This is a genomic window from Streptomyces doebereineriae (genome assembly GCF_031845645.1).
Taxonomy (GTDB): domain Bacteria; phylum Actinomycetota; class Actinomycetes; order Streptomycetales; family Streptomycetaceae; genus Streptomyces; species Streptomyces canus.
This window is the reverse complement of record NZ_JAVREZ010000615.1, coordinates 1-379: the sequence shown is the minus strand read 5'-3', so window position 1 is coordinate 379 and position 379 is coordinate 1. Positions and strand designations below refer to the sequence as shown.

Below are 379 nucleotides of genomic sequence, written 5' to 3'. Positions count from 1 at the left end.
CTCCCTGCTGCTCGCCCTCGTCGCCGGCCTGCTGTCCTTCGTCGTCACCAAGCTCGGCAACCGGTGGAAGGCATCATGAGCACCCAGACAGCCACCCCCGACGCACCACCGGCCCCCACGCCCCGCACCGGCACCGGACGCCGCCCCTCGCCCCCGCCCGCCCGGCGCACCCGGGGCCTCACCTCACGGGTCATGGTCAACGGCGTACTCGCCGTCGTCGCCGTCTACACCCTCATGCCGCTGACCTGGCTGCTCATCGCCGCCACCAAGAACTACCGCGACCTCTTCGCGACCAACCCCTTCAGCCTCGGCGACTTCCACCTCCTGTCCAACCTCGACGCCCTCTTCGCGTACAACGACGGGCTGTACGGCCGCTGGC

Annotated in this window: 1 pseudogene; it reads left to right on the top strand. The window is 70.7% G+C overall.

What is annotated here, in order from left to right:
- Positions 1-75: 75 nt before the first annotated feature.
- Positions 76-379 (top strand): annotated as a pseudogene (locus RNB18_RS53530) (carbohydrate ABC transporter permease); the annotation flags it as partial.